Annotated in this window: 1 protein-coding gene and 1 pseudogene; one reads left to right on the forward strand and one right to left on the reverse strand. The window is 61.6% G+C overall.

All coding sequences use genetic code 11. The features are described 5' to 3' along the window. On the forward strand, positions 1-440 hold a 440-nt coding region (locus D3227_RS40450; RefSeq protein ID WP_147377842.1), incomplete at its 5' end, for a transposase. Between the two features lie 297 nt (positions 441-737). On the opposite strand, the pseudogene D3227_RS40455 reads toward D3227_RS40450, so the two are convergent. Then, positions 738-878, reverse strand: a pseudogene (locus D3227_RS40455) (IS630 family transposase); the annotation flags it as partial.

The following is an 878-nucleotide window of genomic DNA, read 5'->3' on the forward strand; positions in this document are numbered from 1 at the left end:
AGGCAATGCGGGGTATCGCGCTGATCAACGCCGTGGTGCTGGTCGCGGAAGTCGGTGACTTCACGCGTTTCTCCAATCCACGCCAGCTCATGGCCTATTTCGGCCTGGTCCCTGGCGAGCAATCGAGTGGCGAGACCGTCTGGCGCGGCGGCATCACCAAGACCGGCAACACGCATGCCCGGCGCGCGCTGGTCGAGGGCGCCTGGGCTTACAGGATGAGGCCGCGCATCGGCCGGCACAAGGTCGACCGGATCGAGGCGCTGCCAAAAGTCGTTCGCGACATCGGGTGGAAGGCGCAAGTTCGGCTTTGCACCCGATATCGTCGACTGAGCGCGCGCGGCAAGAATGCCAACGTCGTCAATGTCGCCATCGCACGCGAGATGGTGGGCTTCATCTGGTCGATCGCCTGCACGGTTCAATCCACCCCAAAGGCGGCATGACATCAACTTGACAGACAGCCCAGGAGAGGAGATCGCAACACCCAACATCAGCCTCGGCGCGATATGCGGCGCTGGAGGCGGGACAATGCCGGGGAGCCCTCGTCTCCACTATGAGCCTTGACGCTCGGCACCTAGACAGAGGCAGCCCCAAACGAAACAAGGTCATGCGGCTCGACCCGCGGATGAGAGATTGTTGACCGACGTTCAAGTCCCGCCTCTTGCACCTCATATCCGCCGTACAAGTACCTCGGCCGCCGATCGAATCCGGCGGGCTGCAACCTATGCCAAAGGCTATTGTCAGCAATCATGAGAGTGGATGGAGTCTAACACTTGGTGCCCGCGTTTGACGGCGGCGATGATTTTGTCGGGGTCGGCGGTCCAAGAGAAGGGTTTGGGTTGCTGGTTGTGCTCTTGGAGGAAGCGGTTGATTGCCGCCTG

It is taken from the genome of Mesorhizobium waimense (assembly GCF_003601975.1).
GTDB classification, from domain to species: Bacteria; Pseudomonadota; Alphaproteobacteria; order Rhizobiales; family Rhizobiaceae; genus Mesorhizobium; species Mesorhizobium waimense.